The 23,054-nt window shown below is 57.7% G+C and carries 23 protein-coding genes, 1 tRNA gene and 3 pseudogenes; 13 read left to right on the top strand and 14 right to left on the bottom strand.

What is annotated here, in order from left to right; genetic code table 11:
- Nucleotides 1-164: 164 nt before the first annotated feature.
- On the top strand, nt 165-1,370 hold the full coding sequence (locus IMCC20628_RS04665) for an MFS transporter (protein ID WP_052766299.1): 1,206 nt from the start codon (nt 165-167) through the stop codon (nt 1,368-1,370).
- A gap of 360 nt (nt 1,371-1,730) precedes the next feature.
- On the opposite strand, the gene IMCC20628_RS04660 is transcribed toward IMCC20628_RS04665, so the two are convergent.
- The gene (locus IMCC20628_RS04660; protein WP_047029240.1) at nt 1,731-2,315 is read right to left on the bottom strand and encodes a 3'-5' exonuclease; all 585 of its coding nucleotides are present in this window, start codon (nt 2,313-2,315) and stop codon (nt 1,731-1,733) included.
- The gene (locus IMCC20628_RS04655; RefSeq protein ID WP_245307878.1) at nt 2,312-2,833 is read right to left on the bottom strand and encodes a TetR/AcrR family transcriptional regulator; all 522 of its coding nucleotides are present in this window, start codon (nt 2,831-2,833) and stop codon (nt 2,312-2,314) included. The genes IMCC20628_RS04660 and IMCC20628_RS04655 overlap by 4 nt, the downstream gene beginning before the upstream one ends.
- Nucleotides 2,834-2,842: 9 nt before the next feature.
- Between IMCC20628_RS04655 and IMCC20628_RS04650 the strand changes: the two genes are divergently transcribed.
- From IMCC20628_RS04650 to IMCC20628_RS04630, 5 genes are all read left to right on the top strand, one after another.
- Nucleotides 2,843-3,871: a haloalkane dehalogenase gene (locus tag IMCC20628_RS04650; protein WP_245307877.1), complete on the top strand. Its 1,029-nt coding sequence runs from the start codon at nt 2,843-2,845 to the stop codon at nt 3,869-3,871.
- A gap of 10 nt (nt 3,872-3,881) precedes the next feature.
- Nucleotides 3,882-4,322: a hypothetical protein gene (locus IMCC20628_RS04645; RefSeq protein ID WP_047029237.1), complete on the top strand. Its 441-nt coding sequence runs from the start codon at nt 3,882-3,884 to the stop codon at nt 4,320-4,322.
- A gap of 2 nt (nt 4,323-4,324) precedes the next feature.
- Nucleotides 4,325-4,996, top strand: coding sequence for a hypothetical protein (locus tag IMCC20628_RS04640; protein ID WP_047029236.1), 672 nt, complete (start codon nt 4,325-4,327; stop codon nt 4,994-4,996).
- Between the two features lie 11 nt (nt 4,997-5,007).
- Nucleotides 5,008-5,388 carry a hypothetical protein gene (locus tag IMCC20628_RS04635; RefSeq protein ID WP_047029235.1) on the top strand — a complete coding sequence of 127 codons (381 nt, stop codon included), beginning with the start codon at nt 5,008-5,010 and terminating at the stop codon, nt 5,386-5,388.
- A gap of 324 nt (nt 5,389-5,712) precedes the next feature.
- Nucleotides 5,713-6,435, top strand: a complete 723-nt coding sequence (locus IMCC20628_RS04630) for a hypothetical protein (protein ID WP_047029234.1) — start codon at nt 5,713-5,715, stop codon at nt 6,433-6,435.
- Nucleotides 6,436-6,707: 272 nt separating this feature from the next.
- On the opposite strand, the gene IMCC20628_RS04625 is transcribed toward IMCC20628_RS04630, so the two are convergent.
- Both IMCC20628_RS04625 and IMCC20628_RS04620 read right to left on the bottom strand, forming a co-directional pair.
- Complete coding sequence (locus IMCC20628_RS04625) at nt 6,708-7,100, bottom strand: DUF983 domain-containing protein (protein WP_047029233.1); 393 nt, start codon at nt 7,098-7,100, stop codon at nt 6,708-6,710.
- A 175-nt stretch (nt 7,101-7,275) separates the two neighbouring features.
- A complete protein-coding gene (locus IMCC20628_RS04620) occupies nt 7,276-8,673 on the bottom strand; it encodes a PLP-dependent aminotransferase family protein (protein ID WP_047029232.1) in 1,398 nt (465 codons plus the stop codon).
- A 561-nt stretch (nt 8,674-9,234) separates the two neighbouring features.
- Here IMCC20628_RS04620 and IMCC20628_RS25565 point away from each other — a divergent pair.
- Nucleotides 9,235-9,390, top strand: a pseudogene (locus IMCC20628_RS25565) (IS21 family transposase); the annotation flags it as partial.
- Here IMCC20628_RS25565 and IMCC20628_RS04615 read toward each other — a convergent pair.
- The 6 genes and pseudogenes from IMCC20628_RS04615 to IMCC20628_RS04590 all read right to left on the bottom strand — a co-directional run bounded on the left by IMCC20628_RS04615 (nt 9,388) and on the right by IMCC20628_RS04590 (nt 13,950).
- Nucleotides 9,388-9,997 (bottom strand): annotated as a pseudogene (locus IMCC20628_RS04615) (SOS response-associated peptidase family protein). The pseudogenes IMCC20628_RS25565 and IMCC20628_RS04615 overlap by 3 nt on opposite strands.
- A 232-nt stretch (nt 9,998-10,229) precedes the next feature.
- A tRNA-Lys gene (locus tag IMCC20628_RS04610) sits at nt 10,230-10,305 on the bottom strand.
- 109 nt (nt 10,306-10,414) lie between these two features.
- Nucleotides 10,415-11,338, bottom strand: coding sequence for a PhzF family phenazine biosynthesis protein (locus IMCC20628_RS04605; protein ID WP_197078458.1), 924 nt, complete (start codon nt 11,336-11,338; stop codon nt 10,415-10,417).
- A 31-nt stretch (nt 11,339-11,369) separates the two neighbouring features.
- The gene (locus IMCC20628_RS04600) at nt 11,370-12,122 is read right to left on the bottom strand and encodes a hypothetical protein (RefSeq protein ID WP_052766298.1); all 753 of its coding nucleotides are present in this window, start codon (nt 12,120-12,122) and stop codon (nt 11,370-11,372) included.
- A 3-nt stretch (nt 12,123-12,125) separates the two neighbouring features.
- Nucleotides 12,126-13,232, bottom strand: a complete 1,107-nt coding sequence (locus IMCC20628_RS04595; RefSeq protein ID WP_047029230.1) for an endonuclease/exonuclease/phosphatase family protein — start codon at nt 13,230-13,232, stop codon at nt 12,126-12,128.
- A gap of 112 nt (nt 13,233-13,344) precedes the next feature.
- Nucleotides 13,345-13,950 carry a DUF922 domain-containing protein gene (locus tag IMCC20628_RS04590; RefSeq protein ID WP_082128002.1) on the bottom strand — a complete coding sequence of 202 codons (606 nt, stop codon included), beginning with the start codon at nt 13,948-13,950 and terminating at the stop codon, nt 13,345-13,347.
- 187 nt (nt 13,951-14,137) lie between these two features.
- Here IMCC20628_RS04590 and IMCC20628_RS04585 point away from each other — a divergent pair, with 187 nt between their 5' ends.
- From IMCC20628_RS04585 to IMCC20628_RS04570, 5 genes and pseudogenes are all read left to right on the top strand, one after another.
- Nucleotides 14,138-14,413: a YARHG domain-containing protein gene (locus tag IMCC20628_RS04585; RefSeq protein WP_047029229.1), complete on the top strand. Its 276-nt coding sequence runs from the start codon at nt 14,138-14,140 to the stop codon at nt 14,411-14,413.
- A 975-nt stretch (nt 14,414-15,388) separates the two neighbouring features.
- Nucleotides 15,389-16,666 carry an IS66 family transposase gene (locus IMCC20628_RS04580; protein WP_047029005.1) on the top strand — a complete coding sequence of 426 codons (1,278 nt, stop codon included), beginning with the start codon at nt 15,389-15,391 and terminating at the stop codon, nt 16,664-16,666.
- Between the two features lie 30 nt (nt 16,667-16,696).
- Nucleotides 16,697-17,458: pseudogene (locus tag IMCC20628_RS04575) on the top strand (transposase); the annotation flags it as partial.
- A gap of 156 nt (nt 17,459-17,614) precedes the next feature.
- The gene (locus tag IMCC20628_RS24565) at nt 17,615-18,091 is read left to right on the top strand and encodes an AAA family ATPase (RefSeq protein WP_082127998.1); all 477 of its coding nucleotides are present in this window, start codon (nt 17,615-17,617) and stop codon (nt 18,089-18,091) included.
- Between the two features lie 68 nt (nt 18,092-18,159).
- Nucleotides 18,160-19,407, top strand: coding sequence for an IS256 family transposase (locus IMCC20628_RS04570; protein ID WP_047029227.1), 1,248 nt, complete (start codon nt 18,160-18,162; stop codon nt 19,405-19,407).
- 136 nt (nt 19,408-19,543) lie between these two features.
- Here the strand turns inward: IMCC20628_RS04570 and IMCC20628_RS04565 are convergent, their stop codons facing one another.
- Nucleotides 19,544-20,821, bottom strand: a complete 1,278-nt coding sequence (locus IMCC20628_RS04565) for an IS66 family transposase (protein WP_047029005.1) — start codon at nt 20,819-20,821, stop codon at nt 19,544-19,546.
- 28 nt (nt 20,822-20,849) lie between these two features.
- On the opposite strand from IMCC20628_RS04565, the gene IMCC20628_RS04560 reads away from it, so the two are divergent.
- The gene (locus IMCC20628_RS04560; protein WP_047029226.1) at nt 20,850-21,647 is read left to right on the top strand and encodes an ATP-dependent endonuclease; all 798 of its coding nucleotides are present in this window, start codon (nt 20,850-20,852) and stop codon (nt 21,645-21,647) included.
- A gap of 231 nt (nt 21,648-21,878) precedes the next feature.
- On the opposite strand, the gene IMCC20628_RS25370 is transcribed toward IMCC20628_RS04560, so the two are convergent.
- The 3 genes from IMCC20628_RS25370 to IMCC20628_RS04545 form a co-directional block, all read right to left on the bottom strand.
- Nucleotides 21,879-22,022 (bottom strand): hypothetical protein, encoded by a 144-nt coding sequence (locus IMCC20628_RS25370; RefSeq protein WP_047029225.1) that lies wholly within the window; start codon nt 22,020-22,022, stop codon nt 21,879-21,881.
- Between the two features lie 103 nt (nt 22,023-22,125).
- Nucleotides 22,126-22,455 (bottom strand): flagellar basal body protein, encoded by a 330-nt coding sequence (locus IMCC20628_RS04550; protein WP_047029224.1) that lies wholly within the window; start codon nt 22,453-22,455, stop codon nt 22,126-22,128.
- A 137-nt stretch (nt 22,456-22,592) separates the two neighbouring features.
- Nucleotides 22,593-22,883, bottom strand: coding sequence for a hypothetical protein (locus IMCC20628_RS04545; RefSeq protein ID WP_047029223.1), 291 nt, complete (start codon nt 22,881-22,883; stop codon nt 22,593-22,595).
- Nucleotides 22,884-23,054: the final 171 nt, after the last annotated feature.

The raw sequence follows: 23,054 nt of genomic DNA, 5'->3' as shown, positions 1-23,054 counted from the left end.
CAACTCTCAATAGCAATCAACAGGCATGCCCAGATCGGCGGGCGTCAAAGGCAGCTGACGCGCTGGCATGAGTCTGCTATGGGGTTCGCATGCCTTACGATCCTGCTTCCCTTGGGCCTCGCCCTACCTTGCTGGCGACCCTAAGGTCGGTCTGGACACTGCTGTTGGGCATCGGTCTTCTGATGATGGCCAACGGACTGCAAGGCAGCCTTCTCGGGGTCCGTGCAGAAACCGAGGCCTTCGATGCCTCTGTGATCGGGATTATCATGGCGGGCTTCTTCGCGGGGCTTCTCGCGGGGTCCCTTTGGACGCCACAAGCGGTGCGGATCGTCGGGCATATCCGGGTCTTTGCAGCGATGTCCGCCGTAGCCTCGGTAGCGATCCTCCTGCACGCTCTCCTCGTGAACGAAGTCGCATGGTGGTTTATTCGGTTCATCACCGGATTCTGCTATGCTGGCATCTTTGTTGTCGCTGAAAGCTGGTTGAACGACCGCGCGCCTCAAGAAACCCGCGGGCAGGTCCTTGCCCTCTACCTCGCCGTGACCTTCGCCGGTATGGGAAGCGGACAGTTTTTGCTCAACCTGGCGAGCGACAGTGCGGCCGAACTGTTCATGCTCGTCTCGGTTCTGATTTCGTTGTCTGTCGTTCCACTTCTTCTGCGCGCGACGCCGTTGCCCACTTCTGAGGCTGGGCGACGTGTCACCCTGAAGCGCCTTGCAGCGGCGTCGCCGCTGGGCGTCTTCGGGGTGTTTGTGGCGGGCATCGCGAACGGCACGATCTTCGGCATGGGGGCAGTTTATGCACGTAGCGTCGGGTTCACGGTCGCCGACACCTCGCTCTTCATGGCGCTGCTCATCCTCGGTGCGGCGATCGTGCAATGGCCAATCGGAAAACTCTCTGACGTGATAGACCGGCGCAAGGTTATCACCGGCGTCACCGCTGCTGCTGCTGGCGCGTGCCTGTTCGCCGCCGAGGTCACTGCCATCGACTCAATTACCACAGCTGCCCTAATCGCTCTGACCGGGGGACTGTCACTCTCCATCCACTCGCTGTCGCTGGCCTACACCAACGATTATCTCAACGTCGACGAGATGGTTGGCGCGAGCAGTGGGCTCGTTCTCGTACTTGGTGCCGGATCAGTCTGCGGACCTATCATGGTCGGCCTAGCGATTGGTTCGTTCGGTCCACGCGGTTTCTTCGTATGGCTTGCTCTGAGCCACGCGGCGCTCGCCGTCTTTGCAATCTGGCGCATGTCCCGGCGCGAGAGAATTCCGATGGCGGACCAGTCCCCCTATGTCCCTGTACCTTTGCAGGGCACCGAGATTTCCACGGCGGTTGCCGGAGAGGTGGCGCAAGAAGAATCAGGCTGATCCATACAAACCTTCCGGCCGGAAGGGCATGTACTGCACCGATATAGGCATGCCCGCCTTTGGGATCATCGCCTTCTGCGACAAATGCCGAGAATGTGGTCGGAAGCGGCCATTGAGGTTAGCCCCCCGCGCTCTTTGGCGGCTATTTCATATTGGGCGCCCAAAACCGGACGGTCGGAAAGCGGCCCCATTCCGGCCAGTCGTTCCCGCCCCGGCGAAAGTCCGCTCCCCGCCCGAACTTGCCAAATCCTCGTTGGCGATTTCGGCGGACAAAGCCGTCATTCCTCCCTCCGCAAACAACGACTGCCCCCAACCTATACCGGACTCATAAGTCGCGGATCGCAGACCAAGACCAAGAACCTAAAAGGGAAGCGACAATTGCACGGGTTTAAACCGCAGCGCATGCTTCGCCGCCAATTCAGGCGACGCGGCCTGCGCATGCAGCACGACCATCGCTGCTGCGCGGGCGTCTTCGCCTGCGTCGTGATGGTGGAAGTCGAGTTTCAGCACCTGTTTCAGGTTGGCCAGACCGTGGCCGCCGTTGCCTTTTAGCTCGGGCCATGCCGCCCGCGCGATAGTCACGCTGTCGAGCCACGTCAGGCATGGGCGCAGCAGGCCGTGCGCTTTGCATGCGGCATTGATTGCGTGTTCATCAAACCTGCTGTGCTGCACCATCGGGTGACGAGAAAGCAACGGCAGCATATCGGGCCAGACCTGCGCAAAGTTTCCCGCGTTTCGCACGGTATTAGGACCGATTCCGTGCAGATCGATGTTAAACGGCGCAAAGGGCATTTGCGGGTCAACATATGTAGACCATGTGCGAATGCTCTCATCATACCCGACACAGGCAATCCCGATCTGGCAGATGCTTGCGCTGTCACCACATGCGGTTTCGACATCCAGCGCGATGAACTGGAATTCCCCATCTGGCAGGGGCGACGTCACTGCGGCGACCCGCGCAATCGGACTTTCAAAACCGCGATGAGCATATCAGACGCCGCGCGCAACTCCGCAGCGTCCTCGGTCAGTCGTGAATAGGACCAGATGCCCTGCACCGAGATCATGGTGTAGCGTGCAAGGTCGCCAATTTCGTCTTGGGTGAGCAGGCTATGTCCACCGTTTTCATGGGTCAGCACCTTATGAAAGCCAGCAGTCAGACGGTCGCAATGGGCGCGCAGCTTTTGTCTGGTCTCCAGCGCATCTTCGGGGATCTGGGTCAGCGTGTTTCCCACAAGGCATCCCCGTCCCAAGCCACCCATATATTCGAAGCGCGTCAATAGACTGTTCAGGTAGCCCTCAATGCCTTCGATTCCCGCAGCCTCGGCCTCGACTGGGGCAAAGGCAGGACTCACGACGATGTCTTGATACCTATCGAGACAGGCATGAAAGAGATCCTCTTTGCCGTTAAAATCACTATAGATACCTGCACGGCTGACGCCAGTTTCCCGCACCAGATCGCCCATGGAAACAACATGATAACCAGTCTTCCAAAAGGTATTCAGGGCAGCGTCCAGCAGGTTTTCGCGGGAATGGGATTTCGCTCTGGGCATTTTTGGCCTTGTTTAAGAATGATCATTCTTCTAAGTCTAACTCGACTCAAACACAAGTCCGAGGTTCCCAACATGACTACGTCTTTCCGCGACAAAAAGAAATTTGCCACCGTCCATGGCAAGCAGATGGCCTATATCGAGGAAGGCACCGGCGACCCGATTGTGTTCCTGCACGGAAACCCGACATCGTCCTATCTATGGCGCAATATAATGCCGCACCTGGCGGGCAAAGGGCGGCTGATCGCGCCCGACCTGATCGGCATGGGCGATAGCGACAAACTCGATAATTCTGGCCCCAACAGCTATACCTATGTGGAACAGCGTAAATACTTGTTCTCGCTGCTGGAGCAATTGGGTGTCACCGATAACGTGACGTTGGTCATCCACGACTGGGGTTCTGGCCTTGGCTTTCACTGGGCGCATACGCACGCCGACGCAGTCAAAGGGATTGCGTTCATGGAGGCCATTGTCGCCCCCGTTCCCAGCATGGACAGCTTTCCCGAAAAAAGCCGCGCGGTATTTGAGGGGCTGCGGTCACCTGCGGGGGACGAGATGGTTCTGCAGAAGAACATGTTTGTGGAAAACATCCTGCCAGCTTCGATCCAGCGTGATCTGAGCGAAGAAGAGATGAACGAATACCGCCGCCCCTTCGCCAATGCCGGTGAGGATCGTCGTCCGACCCTGACATGGCCACGCCAGATCCCGATTGGCGGGGACCCCGCGGATGTGGTCAAAATCGTCGGGGCCTATTCGGAATGGCTGACGCAGACGCCCATCCCCAAGCTGTTCGTCAATGCCAACCCCGGTGTGTTGATCGCCGGCCCGGTGCGCGACTACGTCCGCAGTTGGCCCAACCTGACCGAGGTCACGGTGCCAGGGCTGCATTTCATCCAAGAGGATTCCCCCGACCAGATCGGCGCTGCGGTCCGCGACTGGCATGCGACACTATAAGGAGCATAAAATGACACAGTCACATAGCCTCCCCGCCGGATTCACCAAGGCGCTGATCGCCTCTGGCCTATGGATCATGGTTCTCGAATGTATTCGCGCCTTCTTGATCGTTCTGCCGATGACAAAGGCGGCCTTTCCTGACTTTGCAGGTATCGCACCGATGAATGTGCCGATCTTCATCTCGTGGACAGTTTGGATGATGCTGCTGATCTGGCTGACCGCCTATTCCTATTGGCTGCACGCCCGTGTCAGTGGTCATACAACCCGCAGCGTGATTGTCGCGGGCAGTTTCGCCACGGCGTTTTCGCTACTGCTGTTCTGGATCGCCAATGTGAACATGGGCACTGGCACTGTAGCCGTGGCACTGATTGCCGTGCCGTGGGCATGGGTCGAATTGGTCGTTGCCTGTCAGATCACGCGCATGATTTTGCAACGTGAAATGGCGCGTTGATCATGGCGGCGCAGCTATCTGCATTTGAGCCGGTGACGGGCATGCCGAGCATGTTCACCGCTACAAAGAACAACCTGCGTTGCACGGCGATTGAACTGCGTTCGGGAAAACTGTGCCTGTTCAGCCCCGTATCGGGGCTGAGCGATGCCGCCAACGCCAGCCTTGCCGATATCGGCAACGTTGCCTTCCTTTTTGCGCCGAACGGCTATCACAACGGCGGCTTGGTTGAATACGCAGCGGCCTATCCAGATGCCGCAATAGTCGCGTCACCTGTCATGCATGAGCGGCTTCAGGGCCGCACGGGACTGACATTTGAGGGGCTGGAAGCGCTGCGCGATGAATTGCCTGAGGGGATGCGTTTGGAATCTCCGGCAGGGCTGAAAAATGGCGAGACCTGGTTGATTGCGCATGTCAACGGGCGGTGCCTTTGGCATGTGGTTGACGCCTTTGGGGCGCAAAAGAACGCTGAGGGCAACGTTGGAAACGAGATCCGCGCCAACAAGGTCTTTCCGAGCTTCGGGATCAAAGATCGCGCGAGATATATCGCCAATCTAAAGGCGCTCATTTCGTCTGACCCTCCCGACATGTTGTTACCCTGTCACGGAGCCATCGCCATAGCGGCTGATTTGCCAAATCAGATGCGCGAAATTCACCCGGAACTGAAGCAAATATAGAGACAAAAAACATGTTCAAAAAATTCATCATCGGAACCGCGCTATTTAATTTCCTCTTTGCGCCGATGATCATCGCGCAGGCGGTCCAAGCCCATGATCCCGCAAGCTTCGTGTTTTCGTTCACGCTCGCTGGATTCTTCATGATGGCCACGTCGCTTTTGGTTTGGGCAGCCCGCGATTTGGCTGCACGGGCCCCGGTCGTGTTCTGGAGCGCTATATCGCGTTTAGTTGCAATCGTGTCAGTGCTCTATGCGGTCCCAAACGGATTGGCTGGCCCCTCGCAATACGCGTTTGTTGTGTTCGACGGCTTTGTAGCGGTCGTTTATATCTTTGGCACGATCCGCCTCACAGGCCGGTCGGTTCTGGATTTCCTGCTGTGGCGCGTTGCGTAGGGCCGAAAAGGTTTACACGCTTACAGCGCGGATTTGACCTTGGCCGAGACTCAGTATCCTCAACAACGTCAACCGACCCTAAACGACCGCTTTCGCCGATTTGAAGGAGGATGCTGCGCATGCAGCTAATGCCTGCTATCCGCCCGTAACTGCCAAATCTTCCTTGGTAATATCGACCATTAGGAGGCTGTCAGCCATATTCCGACTGCTGCGGCACGCCCCTTCGATTCGGCCATTCGTTACTGGTGCAAAATCTCAGGGGTACTGGTGTCATAATGTGCGGACAGCATAGAACTGCAGCGCGGTCTGTGGCAACATCTTGACATGATCGAATTCCGCACTCTCGCCGATGACCATCCCGAGCTCGCGAATTCTCCGCTGCTTCGAGCCGCTCTCCTGACCCTGCAATATGCGCAGATGCACGGATCGATCGGTTTGACCAAAACCAAGGCTTTCAAGCGCGTCTTCGTCCACTGGGCCGTCGATCATTTCGACTGGCCAGGGAAAAGCGCAGAAGAGATGTTCCGCTACAACAAGGTAATCAATGAATATGAGTTTCCGCCGGTCGAGGTTCTTCATTTCCTGCTGATTTCCCTGCGCCTGGGACGTCACATCAAGGGTGAGTTTCGCTTGACCAAGCGTGGCACAAAGCTGGCGCAAGCCCCTGGCCACCTGTTTGCCGAGTTAATCCCATACTTTGTGCTCCAGCTCGATCACACTTCTTATGCGCGCTTCGACAACCGCCCCTTCGGAAAGTGGGACGTCTGGATGAACGTGATTAACGTCGAAGCCGATCATGGCACGACCGAGGCTGCCTTGTTCGAAACCTTTTACGGTGAGACGCAAGACTGGCACACCGCGGGGTGGCGAGAGATGGCCGCGTTCTCAGCTTGCGTGCTTCGGCCGCTCGATTGGGCTGGATTGCTGATGGAGACTCGCAAAGACGACGGCGGCAAGCATGTATGTCATGTGTTCAAGACCCCGCTCTGGCGCAGCGCGATCAAACTTGACACCGACGACATGCTGCGCCCGATGTCCGTTCAGTGAGATATTTTTTCACTGCTCCCAAGACGCAACGCTGTTGGCGTAAAACGGCCCAGAGCGGCCTTTCGGCGCGTGACCCGACGCTTTGATCCGGAACGAAAACTATCAGCCCCGACCTACAAGCAGTTGGTCCGTTGTAGAGCATTGGTCAACGCGGCTGCCTGGTTTCAAACACCTCACGGGTGACACGCCTATTCTCGGTAGCAATTGACGTTATACCGATCACCGACCACGACTGCCGCCCCTTCTCTCACCTGAGCGGGATAATTGGACGGTCACTTCTCTACCCAGTCCCAATCGATCGAACCTTCTTGCGCCTTGTGAAAATACTGGCTCGCGATCAGCCAGCCTTTGACCAGCCGCAACGGGGGAAGACAAGTTGCCAACATAAGCGGGCCCGTCGTGATCAAGTGCACCCACCACGACGGTTCGTAAGTGATCTGCAGCCAAAGAGCGAAAATTGTGCTCGGAATGCAGGCGAACATCATGACGAAGAATGCCGGCCCGTCCGCCGGATCAGCAAAGGAATAGTCGAGGCCACAGACTTCGCATTCCTTGCGCATCGCAAGAAATCCTTGAAATAAGTGTCCCTGCCCACAGCGCGGGCAGTGCCCCCGCAGCCCGGTGTGGATTGGCTGGAGTGGTGGCCATTCTTGTTGTGCAGACATGGTGCGTCCTTTCACGAAGGGCACTCAATGCAAGTTGATGTCAGCCTTGAGCGCCTGGAGGGGCATTGCGTTTTGATTGCGCACAGTTGAGCACCATCAATATATAATTGCATGTATATTATATGGATTGAATGTCAAGATATTGTATGCATGAAGGGTGACACCTTCTCTCGCGTCAGACTACCATTGTGGAGGCTGAAGGGGACTGATCGAGAAGATCGGCAACGACCCGCAGGCTCTGAGCAAGCTGGTCCCGGGTCTCTGGCGCACCGAGACCCAGCCGCACTGCCTCGGGCGGCGAAGAAAGCGCGAAGGCATCGCTGGCAACCACGCTTATGCCGTGCAACTGGAGACGCGATGAAAACTCCCCCCGGGTCCACGGCGACGCAATGCGCAACCAGATATGGAACCCCTCCGGGTCAGCGCTGATAGCCTCAGACGGCAAAATCCCTGCCGCAATGATCTGGCGTGCGGCAGTTTCCTGTCGGATTGCCGCAACAACTGCCTCTGCGGTGCCGTCCTCAATCCATCGCGAGGCTATCGCAGCGGTCAAGGGCGAGGCCATGGATGCTGTTGCGCGGATTGCGCCACTCAACCTTGCAGTTGCGTGACCATCGGGAACGACCAGATAGGCTATGCGCAGCGCCGGGGCGATACATTTCGCGAGGCCGGCAATATGATAAACCAGCTCAGGCGCAATGGCTGCCAGTGGCGGCAACGGATCAAGCGGCAACGCGCCATAGGCGTCGTCCTCGATAATCGGAACCTGGTGTCGCCGTGCGATTTCCACAAGCGCGTGACGCCGGGCGAGCGACAAAGTCGCTGTCGTCGGATTGTGGATTGTCGGATTGCAATAGAGAGCCTTCGGTTTCGAATCCACGCAAACCTTCTCGAAGGATTCCGGAATGATCCCGTCATCGTCAATCGACACGGTGGCAAGCTTAACCCGGAGATGGGAAGCAACCGAGCGAACCCCCGGATAGGTCAGGGACTCTACGCAGATTGTATCGCCCGGAGCGGCAAGGACGCCAACAACGGCGACCAGCGCCCCTTGCGCACCTGGACAAACGAGAATGCGCTCTGGGCGCAGGCCCTCTAGCCGGGACGAGAGCCACAGCGCGCCGGCTTCGCGATCCCTCCTTGCGCCACCGGCTTCCTGATAACGCATCAGCAAATCGAAACCGCCGGTCGACTGCAACCCGCTTATTCCGCCCCACATACGCGCCATAAGACCGGGTTCGTCAAACCGCGGCGGCAGGTTCATGCTCATGTCGACGAGCCCACTTGGGACAGGCCGGATCAAACTGGGACGGCTGGTCCGGACGTAAGTGCCCTGACCGACCTTGCCCTCAACAAGACCACGCTTGCTCGCTTCGGCATAGGCACGACTGACGGTCGTGAAGTCGATCTTGAGGGCGTCGGCCAATGCGCGTTGCGGAGGAAGGCGAGCACCGGCAGCGAGCTTTCCGGAGCGAATATCGGCAGACAGGGCATCGGCAATAGCGAGATAGACCGGCCCGTCAGCCTTGCGAATCGCAGGAATCCAGAGCAGCTTTTGTTCATCACGCTTCATTGCGGCGCCTTGAATTGAATATTATATGGATATTGTATGCCTAGTCGTCCAAATTCAAGCCCCGCCCTCTTTCTTTTAATAGTGGCGTGGCCTCTATTCGAAAATCCAGCAGAAATCCGGTAATTGATGATAGCGGCAAATCTTGTCATGACGCTTCACCTTTAACGAGTAGCGCGAACCGCCACCTCTGCGGAACCAACCAACGGCTGCCTCCCGGCGAACTGGCATACCCCATGTCGTTTTATTTAACGCCACTTTTACAAAGTTGGTAAATAACCATCGGCGCTTGTATCGATCACTGCGAGGGCGGCTATGACAGATACGCTTGCGGCCGCGCCATTAAAACTACAGATTCCTGCGAACTTTGTACTTTCGTTCGCAATCGCGGGTTTCTTCCTAATGGCGGCCTCGCTCTTGATTTGGGCAACCCGCGACCTGACCGCCCGCGCGCCCGTTCTGTTTTGGAGCGCAGTGTCTCGGCTGATCGCAATCACGACAGTTGTTTATGCGGTACCTGCTGGGCTGGCGGATCCGTCGCAATATGCATTTGTCGTGTTCGATGCCCTGGAGCGGGGCACCATCGGCTTTGATGCGGTCAAGCATTTGGTGCTGTGCCGGATAGAACGGCGTCCGCCACGCCTTGATATGACGGTCTATCCCTATTTACCCAAAGCCCATGTCGCGGCAACATCCGCCGATGATTACATGGCGTTGTTAACGGGAAGTCTGGAGGGCCTTCGCTTCATCCCATGGCGCTGTCAGCCAGGTCTCTATTTCGTCGGGCGTGGTCAGAATTACTGGCATCGCCTTCGGGTGGATCGGTTTCACCACAGCGTTAGGTTCAGTTGTGAGGAAACCGAACAAGTCTGCTGTGATTTCGCCTTCCTTGACCTTGCCGACGCTCGTCCATGTCGTCCAAATTTCCGCGAAAACGAACAACGGCCTCTCCTCGTTCATGGCCAACCAATGCAATGGCAAACGCTTTGTCGCGGGGGCGCGGACACTGCCATACTCCGAAACTCTGTCCCTGGCACGACACAACAGTTTTCGACACCGAGTCATCTACGCCAGTGCGGCGATGAAACATTTCGTATGTTGGTCACGCCGCTGTCGGATTTTTTGCCTTCCGAGAATTTAGATGGGGTGGGCATTCCCCAACGCGCTTTGACCAACTCACGCTTTCCGTCTCCGCCACTCCGCACGATTGGGCCCCATAGTCGGGATAGATTTTGCCAGGTTCAAGGTTTTCGACTTCGTCGATCACTGCTTTCGTGAACTCACGAATTGCCCTCGGCCCTATGGTGATGTTGTACAAATTGCACATGAACGGTTCTCCTTCACCGCCAGTTTATTCAATCGGGCTGGCGGCATGGTTTGTGCTGCAGCGTGAATTGTGGAGTGAAGGTTTGTATTATAGGCAGCGTGAGGACTGATTCAGTCACAACACCTTTTAGGGGTTGTGACCCTAATGTGACCCTTTTTGGAGGGTCACATTCAGCTTCAAAACCAGAGAATCCAAACCACCCTTGATTTCATTGGGTAATTTAGAGAAAAGATGGTGGGCGCGCACGGGCTCGAACCGTGGACCCGCTGATTAAGAGTCAGCTGCTCTACCAACTGAGCTACGCGCCCCACCTGTCCCGCTACCGGGACGAAGGGGCGTATAGACCGGATGGATGGCCTTGTCCACACCGTTTTTCACAAGATCCGGCAAGTCGCTCTGCATCTGCCCTGATATGCTTCAAACCAGCAATCGCCCCTCAGCGATTTTAACGGCCTGGCCACCGATCCGGACATGACGCACACAGCCTTCGGCGCAATCGAGATGCATGTGAATCAGCGATGGCCGGCCCATTTCAACGCCCTGCTCGATCACCAGCGCGTGGTTGCCATCGAGCATGCCGTCATAATGGTGAATGGCACCAGACAAGGCTGCCGCCGCCGAGCCGGTGGCCGGGTCCTCGCCAATGCCCATACCCGGCGCGAACATGCGGGTATGGAAGGACGCGGTGTGGTTTACCCCGCCACGGCAATAGACATAGGCATCGGCCAGCATGCCGTCGCCCATCGGCGCCACACGGTCCCATTCCGCAGCCAGGCAGGCGGCCTTGGCAGCCGCCGCCATATCATGCACCGGAACCATCACGAACGGCACTCCGGCGCTCCACAGCGACACATGGTGGTTTTCAAAGCCGATGTCCTGCGGGTCGAGGCCGAGCGCCGCACCGATGTCAGCCGGTTCGATTTCCACATCCAGCCGGCGCGACAGTTTCGGCAGGTCGAATTCGGCAAAGCCCGGCGCATTCGGGCTGATGCGGACGGCGCAACGCACCGGCCCGATCTGCTCCTCGAGCATCGTCACCATGTCGACGCCAGCGGCCGGCAGGTCGCCGCCGAGACGGCGGTGGGCCAGCGCAATGGCGACACCGACCGTCGGGTGGCCAGCAAATGGCAGCTCGCGTCCCGGCGTGAAAATCCGCACGCCCGCCGTGTGCGCCGGATTTTCCGGTGTGAGCACGAACACCGTCTCGGACAGATTGAATTCACCGGCAATCGCCTGCATCCGCGCATCGTCGATGGCATCAGCGTCAAACACCACCGCCAGGGGATTGCCAGTCAACGCCTCGTCGGTGAAGACGTCATAAATTGCATAGTCCGTCATGATCGGCGGGCTCCCTGCCGTTGGTTTGGCCAGCCTAGCGCATTCCACCGGCCTGACAACCGGTAACAAAATCGGGCGCTGCAAAATGAAAATCGATCAGCGCCTGCATATAGGGCGTCACGGTCGGCCCGGCACCTGATGGTGCGCGCACCACCACCACATCCTCGATCTCCTGCTCGGGCTCGGTTCTGATGTGCTCGCGCATGCGTTCGACCAGTACCGCCGCCGGCTCGGCCATGCGGAACCGGCGGAATACGGCAACCAGGCCGCCACGCCGCCAGCACAGCAGCCGGTCCTCAGCCGCAGCGCTGGACAAGTCGAGCCCGGTCTCCTCCCGCGCCTCGCGCAGGATGCTGCCATCGACATCCACGGCGCTGCCGGTGATATCGGATTCGTCGAGCGATCCCGCCGGCGCACAGACCTTGCCGGGATTGGCAGTCAGCGCCGCCATCCGGATCAGCAGCATGGCATCGTCGGATGACAGGATCACCGCCGAGCCGAACAGATGCCAGGCATCGGGCTGCGGTTGGCGTTTGAGCCAGTGCAGCAGCCCCGCATAGGGCACCCGGTGGCTGATCCCTGAAATCACCCCGTCCTCGAGCAGCAAGCCGCGGTGCAGCATCACCGTGCCGTTAAACAGCCATGGCCGTTCCACCTGTTCACGGGCCCAGTGCGCCTCGATGGCAGCGCGCTCAGCCTCATGCCAGGGATGCACCGCGTCATCGACCGACAGCCGGATCGCATCGAGATGGAACACCTGATTTTCCGGGATGTTCGAGACCGTCATGACTCAGACCAGATCGAAGGTCATGGCCACCGGGCAATGATCCGACGCCTTGGGCCGGTCCCAGCCGGTACGCGGGTAGCGGTCGACTTCCTGGCCTTCGGGAAACAGTGTCCGCCAGGGCTGGCCGGAGCGGATGATGTCGGGCAACCGGTCGCGGCTGGTGCGGACCATGGCCGGCGAGCCAAGCAGGTAGTCGAGCTGGCACAGGTGCCGTTCCTGCGGGCCACGGGTGTGGTACAGCGTCCAGCGATCCATCTCCGGCCGCCGCGCCACCACGTTCTCGGCAAAGCCGCCAGCGGTCAGCACGGTGACCGCGCCGTCATCCGCCGCTTCCGGGGTGAAAGTGTAGCCGCTGCGGCGGTCGCCGGTGATCACCAGTTTTTCCGCATAATCATTGAAATCACCGGCAATGACATAGCGCTTGCCGCCGCCATCAGGCCCGAACCGCTTGGCGATGATCTGCCGGACTGCCCGCGCCTCGGCCACCCGCACCGGCATGGTCAGGGTGCGGCCGTCAATACCATCACGCGGGCCACCCATCGATTTGAAATGCACCACATAGATGGTCAGCCGCTTGGAGCCGATCTTGACATCGACCTCGAGCAGGTCGCGCTTGAAGACCTTGTCATTGGGATGGGCGAGACCTTCGAGATCGGCGGTGTAAAGCCCCAGCGACTTGTAGGTCTGGTGCGCGTGGCTGGTCACCGTCTCGATCTCGATCCTGGCGCCGTCGAGCGTCTCTTCGCGCGCCATCAGCGCCAGATTGATGCCGCGGCTGTCATTGCCGTCGATCAGCACCTTGTGGCGGTAGCCGTCGCCGATCATCTTGAACAGATAGCCATATTCGAAGCGGTGCAACGTATCGAGATTTTCCACCTCCTGCAGGCAGATGATGTCGGCGTCGGCCTCGGCGATCGCCAGCGCGGTCAGTTGCCGCGTGTCATCGGTCAGCGACATGACACGGGCGATCTCGGCATTGCGGTACTGCGCCTCGGAGCTGAACTCGTAAAGCTGCGCCACCCGGTCCTGCCTGAGTTCGTTGCGGAAGCCGGTAAAATCGAACCGGCTGAGCAGGTTTTCGGCATTGAAGCTGGCGATTCGGACACTCATGCGGGGTGTGTTTCCTGCTGTTCTTCGGGCTTCGCGGACCCTAGCAGGCATCTGCTGCGGGGCAAGGCCAATCCCGCCGAACCACTTTTGTGCGTCAAGACTTGCGCAAAGCTCAACGTTCCTCGATCAGCCCCAGCACCAGCTGCTGCACGGTGCCGCCGGTGCCCATTTCCAGCAGGTCGAATTCGCGGCCGCGGGCGCGCTGCTGATCCGACAGGCGCTTGAGGTGGGTCTGAAGCTCGGCCCGCACCTTGTTGCAACCGGGATCGTCCTTGGCGCTGATGCCGGTGCTGACCGTCTCGATGGCGTGCACCATGTCGATGATATACTGGCCGTGCACCCGCTCGTGTTTTGCCAGCCCGTCGGCAAAGCGCTTCCAGCTCGACGCCACCGATGACGGCATGGAACCGCGCGGCTTGGGCAGCGTGTAGGTGATGATCAGTTTCGGCTTGGCCGAGGCCAGCACGCAATCGGCGCCGCGCTGCTGGTAATCGCGCCGCCAGGTCAGCTTGAAGGTGGTGTGGGCGATGGTCCGCCGCCCGTCGCCGATCACCGGACCGTTAGTGCCGATCGCCTCGTAGAGCGCCGCCCCTGACTGGCCGCTGACCGGATAGGTTTTTGTCTGCTCGACGGCTTCCCAGGCCAGGGCCGGTTGCGTCGCGCCGGTCACAGTGGCGAGCAGCGTGGCGGTCAGGACAATGGGTCGAATGATTTTCATGTAGCCTCACTTGCAGATTCCGGGATAAACCGGGCTGACGGCAAAGGCCAGCCCGAAACCGGCAAGATTATGGCGGCGGGTCGCGACAGGCATATTCATTGATGTGCATCAATGCGGCAGCGACCGGCGCGGCTATCGATAGGGGATCAGGCGGCGCCTTGCCGCGTCAGCAAAACGGGAGTTTGCCATGACACGCATGATGATTGTGCTCGCCGCCGGACTGGTGTCCGGAATGACCGCTCTGGTACCGGCGGCAACGGCTGCCAGTTGCTTCGACCTCTGGTACGAACGCAACGCCATCTACGACAACAACGGCTACTGCTTTTCCACCAATCTCGGCAAGCGCACCTTTGACAATTCCGATTGCTGGACCAAGAACCCCAATCTGAGCCAGTGGGAAACCCGCCGCGTCGCCGAGATCAAGGCCGAGGAACGCCGTCGCGGTTGCAAGGTCAACAACTAGGCCGCTTCGCGGCGGCCTGTGCGCAGCCGCAAACGCCGCCGCGCGACAAGGCCGCCGGGGTGTGGGAAAATCCTTTGCTACGCCTGTACGTTATCGCTCAAGGGCAAGCCCTTTCGCGCGACAGGCGGATAGTCCGGAGGGCCGCGCGCGGGCTGTGCCTCTCTGGGGGTATGAATGGGTGGCGCAACACGCGCGCGGCCCGGAACCCGCCGGACGCTGTCCGCATCCGACAGACGGTGCCTCGCCTCACGCGGGGGTGGCTTATCCACCAGGTCCCCGCCCGGATTACTCCGGCCACGATCCGGACAGACCGTGAGAGAGGCTTTTGCCGCGTTCCGGCACGGACCCTGATGCGCTGTAGCGATGCTTCCCGGTGTGCGCCCAAAATATTTCGGGCGCGGGCTGCATCCAGTCACATCATGTCCGCCACAGGCCCGGTCCGGTGCCACCCCCCCTCACCCGCCTTGCGGCTGGCGTGGGGCTGAACCCGGCCCGGTGGCTGGCTTTGCACGGCGCTCGCAAGAACACCGCCCGCCAGCGGAACCGCAATGGCCTCCGCCTCCCCTCACCCGAGGCGCTACGTCAGCGCACCCGATCAGGGGCATTCCCTCCCGCCTGCATCGAAACGTTCGCGACCCATCCGGCAGCGGGAGTGAGACGAGTATGGCATGGGGGTGGAGGGTGGGGAAAAGAATGTGGGGGGGTGAGCAACAAAGCAAAATTTTCCCTAGTACAACTTAGCGCATTGCATTGAAATCCAATTCACCTGATGGTTACAATCATTTCCCGAGCCCAATAGGTGAGTCTTATGTCAATTTGCCAAGAGTTTCCGGATTCTACCAGTGTGCGCCAAGTTTGCTTTGACGAAGACAAATCGGAGCTCGAGGTCAGCTTTAGGGATAAGCACACGTACGTATATTATAAGTAATTACCCACCCCCTTGCCATGCACCACAATGTCTGAATCCATGATGATATGGATCGGACTGATTTGCAGCAGCTGAGCAAGGACGAATTGATCGAGATGGTGCTTCGGCTCCAACGGCCTGCCAAGGATTCTCGGACGTCTTCCAAGCCGCCCTCTACGGATAAGAAAGAGAAACGCGTCAACTCACGACCGGGTGGAGCCAAGCCCGGGCATGAACCCCACAATAGGGTGCTGGCGGATTTTGCCGACATGTTTCGCGATCATGAACCGACCGCCTGCAAGAGATGCGGCCATGCGTTTTCCGGTGATGATACGATGGTGCTGGCCGGGGCCTATGACGAGATCGATATTCCTGCGATCCGTCCTCATGTCACCCGGCATCGGCGTTTTTCCTGTCATTGCCCGCAATGCGGCACGACGACAAAAGCCACCGCACCTGCCGTGGCAACCGCAACGCCGTTCGGGCCAGGCATTCACGCGCTGGCGATCTACCTCAAGAGTTTCCATGCATTGTCTTACGAACGCCTGAGCGGTGTGTTCATGGATATCTTCGGCCTCCATGCGAGCGAGGGCGCGATCATGAACATGTTTGCCCGCTCCCGTCCGAGCTTCCAGGCCACAGCACAGGCCGCCAAGGCCAGCCTTCGAGCCGCCCGCGTTGTCGCCAGCGACGAAACCGGTGTGCGTATTGAGGGCACAAATGCCCAACACTGGGTTTTTCATTGCAAGGATGCCGTTGTCCACCAGCCCGATTACTCCCGTGCAGCACGGGTCGTTCACGAGACCATGGGCGGCCATGTCCCCGAGGTATGGATATCTGATCGGTATTCAGCCCAGCAATCTCACGGCCATCGACATCAAACCTGCCTTGCACATTTGGCGCGTGATACAGCCTTTGCGCTGGAACATGGCGAGGATGATCTCCCTCTTCGCTTCCAGCTTTGGTTTGGCCGTGTGTTTGATTTCGCCAGAGCCATAAGCACATTCGCTGCGTCTACCGTCGCAAGCAAGAAGCGCAAATTCGATAAACAGCTTGCCGGGCTTCTATGCGCCCCGACTTCATGCGACCTGGCCCAAAAGCTCCAGGCCAAGATCGGGCGGGCCCGCGATCAGCTGCTGACGTTTTGCGACTATCCCGGAGAAGTCGATGTCACCAACAACACATCTGAGCGAAAGCTCCGTCCATGGGTCATTCAGCGAAAGGTGACAAACGGATATCGCGCCATGTGGGCCGCCCAAGCCGAAGCGAACATACGCACGACAGTCGATACCGCACGCCTCAAAGGCGCAAACCCCTTCCAGGTCATCGCATCCGTCCTGGCATAGGCCGGTAGAAGAACCGGAAATCACGAATTCAGGGGTGGGTAATTACTGAACATGTTTGCCCGCTCCCGTCCGAGCTTCCAGGCCACAGCACAGGCCGCCGAGGCCAGCCTTCGAGCCGCCCGCGTTGTCGCCAGCGACGAAACCGGTGTGCGCATCGAGGGCACGAATGCTCAGCACTGGGTTTTTCATTGCAAGGATGCCGTTGTCCACCAGCCCGATTACTCCCGTGCAGCACGGGTCGTTCACGAGACCATGGGCGGCCATGTCCCCGAGGTATGGATATCTGATCGGTATTCAGCCCAGCAATCTCACGGCCACCGACATCAAACCTGCCTTGCACATTTGGCGCGTGATACAGCCTTTGCGCTGGAACATGGCGAGGATGATCTCCCTCTTCGCTTCCAGCTTTGGTTTGGCCGTGTGTTTGATTTCGCCAGAGCCATAAGCACATTCGCTGCGTCTACCGTCGCAAGCAAGAAGCGCAAATTCGATAAACAGCTTGCGGGGCTTCTATGCGCCCCGACTTCATGCGACCTGGCCCAAAAGCTCCAGGCCAAGATCGGGCGGGCCCGCGATCAGCTGCTGACGTTTTGCGACTATCCCGGAGAAGTCGATGTCACCAACAACACATCTGAGCGAAAGCTCCGTCCATGGGTCATTCAGAGAAAGGTGACAAACGGATATCGCGCCATGTGGGCCGCCCAAGCCGAGGCGGATGTACGCACAACCGTCGATACCGCCCGCCTTAAAGGCGCAAATCCCTTCCAGGTTATCGCATCCGTCTTGGCGTAGGCCGACATCAAGGCCCGAAATCATAAATTCAGGGGTGGGTAATTACTATTATAATGTGCCAGCTTCAGTGTTCCAAGAAATATTGTCTGCCGATTCAGTGGGCAGATATGTTGCAAAGACTATTACCAAAAAATACAAATACTCAAAGAAATCATAATGCTTATAAGCTCAATTGAGATAATCGGCTTCAAATCTATAGATTCTCTCAAAATGGATTTTGACAAATTCACATCAATACTCGGATCTAATAATGCTGGAAAGTCCACCATCCTTCGAGCGATTGAGATCTTTTTTGAAGCTGCCCCCAAAATATCGGGTCACGATCATTTTGGGCGAGACACGTCCAAGCCAATACTTATAACCATAACCTTCTCAAAATTAACCCCTTCTGAAATGAAAGAATTTTCAAATTCAATAGTAGATCAAACCCTCACAATAACCAGAGAGGTTTCGTCTAGTGATCGCAGTGGTGGGTACGCCATATATAGAAAATCTCATCCAAATTTCCAAGATTTCTACAATGAATCCAGCAAAACAGAAAAACGCAAAATATACACAGAAATACGGAAACAATTTTCAGATCTTGCAGCTGCGCCAAGAGCTATGACTGAATCTGGTGTTTGGGCGGTTTGAAGGTTGGCGGCGTATCTGGTTGATTTGTTGTTGCGAGACAGCAGCCCAACCAAAGGAGATACGCCACCATGGAGACGACTAACATTGTTGATTTTGCGCGTCGAGACGGGATGACGGACACGCTGACGGATTTGTTGAGAACGGGAGCCCAGCAATTGATCGCGACAGCAGTCGAGGCAGAGCTTGTCAGTTATCTGGCGCAATTTGCCGACTTGCGCACTGAGGCAGGTCACGCAGCTGTTGTTCGTAATGGGCATCATCCGGCTCGGCCAGTACAGACCGGCATTGGCCCCGTGAACGTGCGCATTCCAAAGGTTCGATCCAAGGACGGCACACCGGTGACATTTCGATCTGCCCTGGTGCCACCCTATGTGCGCAGAACCAGAACGTTGGAAGCGGCCTTGCCATGGCTTTATCTCAAAGGTGTTTCCAGCGGCGAAATGGGCGCTGCCCTCAAGGTTCTTCTGGGCCCTGATGCCGCTGGCTTATCGGCGAATACTGTGTCGCGGCTCAAGCGTGATTGGGCAAAGGAGTACGACGGTTGGAGAGACGCTGCGTTCGATGACGAGCCAATCGTCTATATCTGGGCTGACGGCGTCCATAGCGGGCTTCGGGGCGAGAACGACAAGCTGTGCGCCCTTGTGATTGTTGGCGTTACGGCCCGTGGCAAAAAGCGGTTCCTGGCCATTGAGGACGGGGTGCGCGAGTCCACGCAGAGTTGGCGCGAGGTTCTGTTGAGCCTGAACAGCCGAGGAATGAATGCCCCCAAGCTGGCGATTGGAGACGGAGCCATGGGGTTCTGGGCGGCGCTGGAGGAAGTATACCCCGAGACCCGCCAGCAGCGATGTTGGCAGCACAAAACGATGAACGTGCTCAACTGCCTGCCCAAGCTGTCTCAGCCAAAGGCCAAGGCCGCGATCCACGATATCTGGCAGGCTGAGACCAAAGACGATGCGAACAAGGCATTCGATTTGTTCATCAAAACCTATGAGCCAAAGTATCCCAAGGCAGCGCTGTGCCTGCAAAAAGATCGCGAAGAGCTCATGGCATTCTTCGACTTCCCCGCCCAGCATTGGCAGAGCATCCGCACCAGCAACCCAATTGAATCTGCGTTTGCCACGATCCGGCATCGCACCAAGCGTTCAAAGGGCTGCCTGACCCGCGAAGGCATGCTGCACATGATGTTCAAGCTGGGGCAATGCGCCGAGCAAAACTGGCGAAAACTACGCGGCTTTGATTACCTGGCCAAAGTCATCACAGGCGTCACGTTCAAAGACGGAATTGAAGCTACAAACCCCCACCAGATCGCCGCATGACCGACAAGCCTCAAACACCAGATTTGACAATAACTCCTGCGCCAAACGCAGAAGCTTGTGAAGAAAATTTAGTCGAATATGAAACTCAGCGTAATTACCCACCCCTGAATTCGTGATTTCCGGTTCTTCTACCGGCCTATGCCAGGACGGATGCGATGACCTGGAAGGGGTTTGCGCCTTTGAGGCGTGCGGTATCGACTGTCGTGCGTATGTTCGCTTCGGCTTGGGCGGCCCACATGGCGCGATATCCGTTTGTCACCTTTCGCTGAATGACCCATGGACGGAGCTTTCGCTCAGATGTGTTGTTGGTGACATCGACTTCTCCGGGATAGTCGCAAAACGTCAGCAGCTGATCGCGGGCCCGCCCGATCTTGGCCTGGAGCTTTTGGGCCAGGTCGCATGAAGTCGGGGCGCATAGAAGCCCGGCAAGCTGTTTATCGAATTTGCGCTTCTTGCTTGCGACGGTAGACGCAGCGAATGTGCTTATGGCTCTGGCGAAATCAAACACACGGCCAAACCAAAGCTGGAAGCGAAGAGGGAGATCATCCTCGCCATGTTCCAGCGCAAAGGCTGTATCACGCGCCAAATGTGCAAGGCAGGTTTGATGTCGATGGCCGTGAGATTGCTGGGCTGAATACCGATCAGATATCCATACCTCGGGGACATGGCCGCCCATGGTCTCGTGAACGACCCGTGCTGCACGGGAGTAATCGGGCTGGTGGACAACGGCATCCTTGCAATGAAAAACCCAGTGTTGGGCATTTGTGCCCTCAATACGCACACCGGTTTCGTCGCTGGCGACAACGCGGGCGGCTCGAAGGCTGGCCTTGGCGGCCTGTGCTGTGGCCTGGAAGCTCGGACGGGAGCGGGCAAACATGTTCATGATCGCGCCCTCGCTCGCATGGAGGCCGAAGATATCCATGAACACACCGCTCAGGCGTTCGTAAGACAATGCATGGAAACTCTTGAGGTAGATCGCCAGCGCGTGAATGCCTGGCCCGAACGGCGTTGCGGTTGCCACGGCAGGTGCGGTGGCTTTTGTCGTCGTGCCGCATTGCGGGCAATGACAGGAAAAACGCCGATGCCGGGTGACATGAGGACGGATCGCAGGAATATCGATCTCGTCATAGGCCCCGGCCAGCACCATCGTATCATCACCGGAAAACGCATGGCCGCATCTCTTGCAGGCGGTCGGTTCATGATCGCGAAACATGTCGGCAAAATCCGCCAGCACCCTATTGTGGGGTTCATGCCCGGGCTTGGCTCCACCCGGTCGTGAGTTGACGCGTTTCTCTTTCTTGTCCGTAGAGGGCGGCTTGGAAGACGTCCGAGAATCCTTGGCAGGCCGTTGGAGCCGAAGCACCATCTCGATCAATTCGTCCTTGCTCAGCTGCTGCAAATCAGTCCGATCCATATCATCATGGATTCAGACATTGTGGTGCATGGCAAGGGGGTGGGTAATTACTGACAAACTTACTGGCATTCGAATCCAGGTGATTTACACAACCCACTCTGAAAAAATGATCGCACTAAGTGATTTCAACGCACTAAGAGTTATCAGAAAAATCACTGATGGCGAAGAATATAGGACTATTTGCTCCACCTGTGAGATCAATGAAATTAGTGAGGAGTTGGCAAACCTTTTAGACCCACCAGCCAAACCCTTTTCTGATGAACGTTTTCTAGCTGCCCTGCACATATTCACCGACGAGATATCTGAGGGTTTTTTTGCTGATCGGATAATTCTCGTAGAAGGAGTATCGGATAAGGCAATCTTGTCTGCGGCATACCTCTCTCTAGGAAGAAGTGCAGATGACGATGGAATCGCAATTATTCGAACCGATGGAAAGACGAAATTAGATAAGCCAGCAGTGATATTCAAGAAATTTGGAATTCCCGTTTATGTACTTTTTGATTCTGACAAAAAGGATACAAAAAACAACGCTGTAATAAACAAATTATTGCAAAAAATATGCGGTCACCCAAATCCAGTAGACTACCCCGATGGAAGCCATGAGCTATTTTGCTCTGTAAAAGGAAATATGAACGACTACATTGACAACTGCTTAGGTGAACTAAAAGAAGAAATTTATTTAGAGGTTGCAGAGATTTGGGGATTAAATAAAAATGAAATTGCAAAATCTCCAAACGTTATTTCCAGTTTGTTTAAAATTGCGGAGAACAAGGGGATAAATTTTCCGCTTATTTACGAAATAATTGATAAAGTTGATTCAATGTAGCGAAGAAACAGTCGATCCGGCATCCAGTGGGCGAGCGTCCGCGAGCCGAGAGACCTTTTGCAGGTCGCAGATTAGTACCGAGTATCCCGCGCCTGCCGACGCAGACGCTGCTGGACCCCGGAGGCTACGACGTCGCTTCGCTTCTCTGGATCAAGTCCGGGGTGACGGCGTGGGGTTGGAGGCTCCCCCACCAAGGGGGGAGAGGGAACAAGCCGCGAGTCCTGCCCTGCCCTACTTCTCTTCGATGGAAATGCCGCCTTCGCCGATCTTGATTTCGACGCCGGAGGTCTGCTGGTCCTGGTAATACATGTAGCCGAGGATGGCGGCGCCGACGGCGATGATGGCGATGACGATGGTGAGGGTCTGGCGGGACATGGCGATGATCCTGAAAGCTGACGCGGGTGTGCGCTGAACCTGCCATCTAGCACGGTTTTGGCCGATGGGAAGCGAATTCAGCGAGGCGGCAAACGGGTCGCGATCAGCGCCAGCGCTCGTCGCGGTCCTCGGGGGCCAGCGCGCTCATCAGCGTGTCCCACATGTCCATGCCGGTTTCCATGACCACGACATTGGCCTCATAGGCGATTTTGGTGCCGATCAGGTCGACCAGTTCGGTGGCGAGATCGACACCACCGGTCTGCGCCTCGCGCGTTACCGCCTTCACCCCGCCGCCCGGCACGGTGACCATGTCGGTGCGCTTGCGGGCATAATCGGGCGTGTCGGCATTGGCGATGTTGCTGGCAATCGAATCGAGCCGCTGCTGCTGCGCGGCCATGCCGGAAAATGCCGTGGTGATGACGCTCGAAATCATGACGCGCTGCTCCTTGTGCGCGCAAACATAACGTCAGGAGATTAGGGCCAGGTTAGCAAGAACAGTTAACAAAGCGTGTGCGCAGGGGCTGATGGTCAGCATGAAAGGCGGCGGTGCAATCGAGCCGGACGGCCAGTTCAGTCCTGCACGTCCTTCGGCAGTGCTGCGGCCAGCATGCCCCAGAAATCGGAATCGGATTCGGGCATCGAATTGGTGGCGGTATGGGTGATGGCGGTGCCGCTGAGATCGAGCAACTGGCTCACCAGGTCGACCGCGCCGGGCGACGGCCAGACCGCAGGTGCGATCCGCGTGAAAGATTTGCCGCCAGCGGACCGGAGCGGCAGCGCCGGCAAGGCGGTGAGATCAACGACTGCGGCACCGGACACGGCACCTGAGCCGGACAATGTGACGGGAAAGAAGTCTGGCATCTGGCTGGCGCTCCTATGCTGACGGCAAACGGGTGCCGGTGTCGGGGTCGCGCAAAACCTAGCGCTGCCCGGTTTAGGCGGAGGTTAAACCGGGCAGCGGGATTTGAATCAAATGCCGGGGATGCGGCCGAGGGTGAACCCGGCAACATGGTTTTGCGGGTACGAGGCGGC

This window comes from Hoeflea sp. IMCC20628, assembly GCF_001011155.1.
Classification (GTDB): domain Bacteria; phylum Pseudomonadota; class Alphaproteobacteria; order Rhizobiales; family Rhizobiaceae; genus Hoeflea.
This window is presented reverse-complemented; position numbering and strand designations above follow the sequence as displayed.